Raw genomic sequence first — 2,997 nt, 5'->3', positions numbered from 1 at the left:
GATGTCGGCGCCCTTCTTGCCGATGATGACGCCGGGACGCGCAGCATAGATCGACACGCGGCACAGCTTGGCCGGACGTTCGATCACCACCTTCGAAATCGCTGCCTGCGGCAGGTTGTCGATGATGTACTTGCGGATCTCGATGTCTTCCTTGAGCAGCTTGGCATAGTCGCCACCTTCGGCGTACCAGCGGCTGTCCCAGGTGCGGTTGATCTGCAGGCGCAGACCGATCGGATTGCTCTTGTGACCCATCTTACGCCTCTTCTGCTTCGCGTACGACGATCCGCAGCCGGCTGAACGGCTTCAGGATCCGCGTGGACTTGCCACGGCCGCGCGTTGCGAACCGCTTCATGGTGATCGACTTGCCGACCGACGCCTCGGCGACGACGAGCGCGTCGACATCGAGGTCGTGATTGTTCTCCGCATTGGCGATCGCCCCGACGAACTCGGGGATCAGGCCGAATTTGAGCAGGTCTTCCGGTTCGCTCTTCTCGAGCAGTTCGCCAACGCGGCGCTTGTCCGGATCGGACACATGCGCGCCGAAACCGATCGAGCGCTTCTGCAGGCGATCGGCAATGATCTTGTCGAGACCGGCAAATGCGCCACCGCAGATGAACAGGATGTTCGTGGTGTCGACCTGCAGGAATTCCTGCTGCGGATGCTTGCGCCCGCCCTGCGGCGGCACGGAGGCCACGGTGCCCTCCATGATCTTCAGCAGCGCCTGCTGCACACCCTCGCCCGACACGTCGCGCGTTATGGACGGGTTGTCCGACTTACGGGTGATCTTGTCGACCTCGTCGATATAAACGATGCCGCGCTGCGCCCGCTCGACGTTGTATTCCGAGGCCTGAAGCAGCTTGAGGATGATATTCTCCACATCCTCACCCACGTAACCGGCTTCGGTCAGCGTGGTCGCATCCGCCATCGTGAAGGGCACATCGAGGATGCGCGCCAGCGTCTGGGCCAGAAGTGTCTTGCCGCAGCCCGTCGGGCCGATCAGCAGGATGTTCGACTTCGCCAGTTCGATGTCGGTCTTCGTGCCGTGATTGAGGCGCTTGTAGTGGTTGTGCACCGCAACCGAGAGCACGCGCTTGGCATGTTCCTGACCGATCACGTAATCGTCGAGCACCTGGCAGATATCGCGCGGGGTCGGCACGCCATCGGTGGATTTCAGCCCGGCCGATTTCGTCTCCTCGCGGATGATGTCCATGCACAGCTCGACGCATTCGTCACAGATGAACACGGTCGGGCCCGCGATCAGCTTGCGGACCTCATGCTGGCTTTTGCCGCAGAACGAGCAGTAGAGCGTGTTCTTGCTGTCGGAGCCGTTCGAGTTCGCCATCTCTTACCTCTGCTGCCCGGGCTGCCCCCGGGCTTCGTGAATTGGCCTGTCCCATCAAGACTAGGACAGGCCAACCGTCACCTCAATGTCAAAATCGCCCCGAAGTTAAGCGGGAGGATCACTTTTCTCCGTCGTCGCTGACGCGGCTCTCGAGGATCTCGTCGATCAGACCCCAGGACTTCGCTTCTTCGGCGGACATGAAGTTGTCGCGCTCGAGACCGGCCTCGATCGTGTCGTAGTCGTTGCCGGTGTGCTTGACGTAGATTTCGTTCAAGCGACGCTTGAGTTTCTCGGTCTCGCGGGCGTGGATCATGATGTCGGTCGCCTGACCCTGATAGCCACCCGAGGGCTGGTGCACCATGACGCGGCTGTTGGGCAGCGAGAAGCGCATTCCCTTTTCGCCCGCGGTCAGCAGCAGCGAGCCCATCGACGCCGCCTGCCCGATCACCAGGGTCGAGACCTTCGGCTTGATGTATTGCATCGTGTCGTAGATCGAGAGACCGCTCGTCACCACGCCGCCCGGCGAGTTGATATACATCGCGATCTCTTTTTTCGGGTTCTCGGCCTCGAGGAAGAGAAGCTGCGCGCAGATCAGGGTCGACATGCCGTCATGGACCGGCCCCGACAGGAAGATGATGCGCTCTTTCAGCAGGCGCGAGTAGATGTCGTAGGCACGCTCGCCGCGCGAGGTCTGCTCGACCACCATCGGCACCAGCGTGTTCATGTAAAACTCGTGGGGATCTTTCATCTCGGCCCTTCCTGGTCGTTCGACGCTGTTCATAGCGTGTGATCTTTACAGAAGTCTTAGTGACCGCATCGGGGACCTTCAAGGGCGCTGACCCCGCGCGAAGGGCTGCCGCGGCGCAAATATTGGCCGTCGGCGGGTGCGTGTTAATCGCATGGAAAGGGTCTGGACGTAGCGTGTCGGCGATTTTGCGGGAATGCGCCCGTGTGGAAAAATGAGGCGGACATGTCCAAATCCGAGGCTGGCGCAAGCGCCTGGCACACCGTGATGCTCAAATTGCTGATCCTGATCGCGGCGGCGGGGTTCGTGTTCGCGACGCTGATGACGCTGCTCACGATCAATTCGAACCATCGTCGCGCCAATGAGGCAGCGCGGGCACATCTCGACCAAATCCTGCCGATGCTCGGCGATTCGGTGACGGATGCGCTGATCACGGGGCGGATCGCGGATGCGACGCATGAGTTAGAAAACGTGCTCGCGGGCTCGGACGGTGCAGGCCAATCCGCAATCGCGCTCAACAGACGCGGCACGGTTATGGCCGATGCTGGCGCGCCCGATCCCGCTCTTGTCACTCTGGCGCAAAGCGCGCTTGAGGCCAACGACAGGGCGATCTCGGCAGATGGGCTGAGCGAGGCAATTCCACTGCGCATTTCTCCGGAGGATCCGCCGATCGCCGCGATTGCCCTGCGCTGGAGTCCGGCCCCCGCCATCGCTCGCGCGCGAAAGGACATGGTCCGCAACCTCGCTTTCACCGCTTTGATTTTCGCGGGCATTCTCGGCGGTGTGATGCTGGGCGCGCGCTGGCTGATCACCCGCCCCCTCACCCGCGTGACGGAGGCGATGCGCTCCGTGGCCGGGGGACAACTCGATACGGACATCCCGGCTACCGGTCGCCGCGACGAAATCGGTG

The 2,997-nt window shown here is 62.0% G+C and carries 3 protein-coding genes and 1 pseudogene; 1 reads left to right on the top strand and 3 read right to left on the bottom strand.

The genetic code is table 11. The features are described from left to right. The 3 genes and pseudogenes from B3D39_RS19985 to B3D39_RS19975 all read right to left on the bottom strand — a co-directional run. On the bottom strand, nucleotides 1-252 hold a 252-nt coding region (locus tag B3D39_RS19985), incomplete at its 3' end, for a KH domain-containing protein (protein WP_286790006.1). Nucleotides 253-331: 79 nt separating this feature from the next. Next, nucleotides 332-1,342, bottom strand: a pseudogene (gene clpX / locus B3D39_RS19980) (ATP-dependent Clp protease ATP-binding subunit ClpX); the annotation flags it as partial. A gap of 118 nt (nucleotides 1,343-1,460) precedes the next feature. Continuing rightward, nucleotides 1,461-2,090, bottom strand: coding sequence for an ATP-dependent Clp protease proteolytic subunit (locus B3D39_RS19975; protein WP_078519545.1), 630 nt, complete (start codon nucleotides 2,088-2,090; stop codon nucleotides 1,461-1,463). Between the two features lie 222 nt (nucleotides 2,091-2,312). Between B3D39_RS19975 and B3D39_RS19970 the strand changes: the two genes are divergently transcribed. Further along, on the top strand, nucleotides 2,313-2,997 hold a 685-nt coding region (locus B3D39_RS19970; protein ID WP_274962688.1), incomplete at its 3' end, for a HAMP domain-containing protein.

Origin of the sequence: Thioclava sp. UBA3469 (assembly GCF_002378135.1) — a bacterium.
Classification (GTDB): Bacteria; Pseudomonadota; Alphaproteobacteria; order Rhodobacterales; family Rhodobacteraceae; genus Thioclava; species Thioclava sediminum.
The sequence above is the reverse complement of the archived record's forward strand: the minus strand, read 5'-3'. Positions and strand labels throughout refer to the sequence as shown.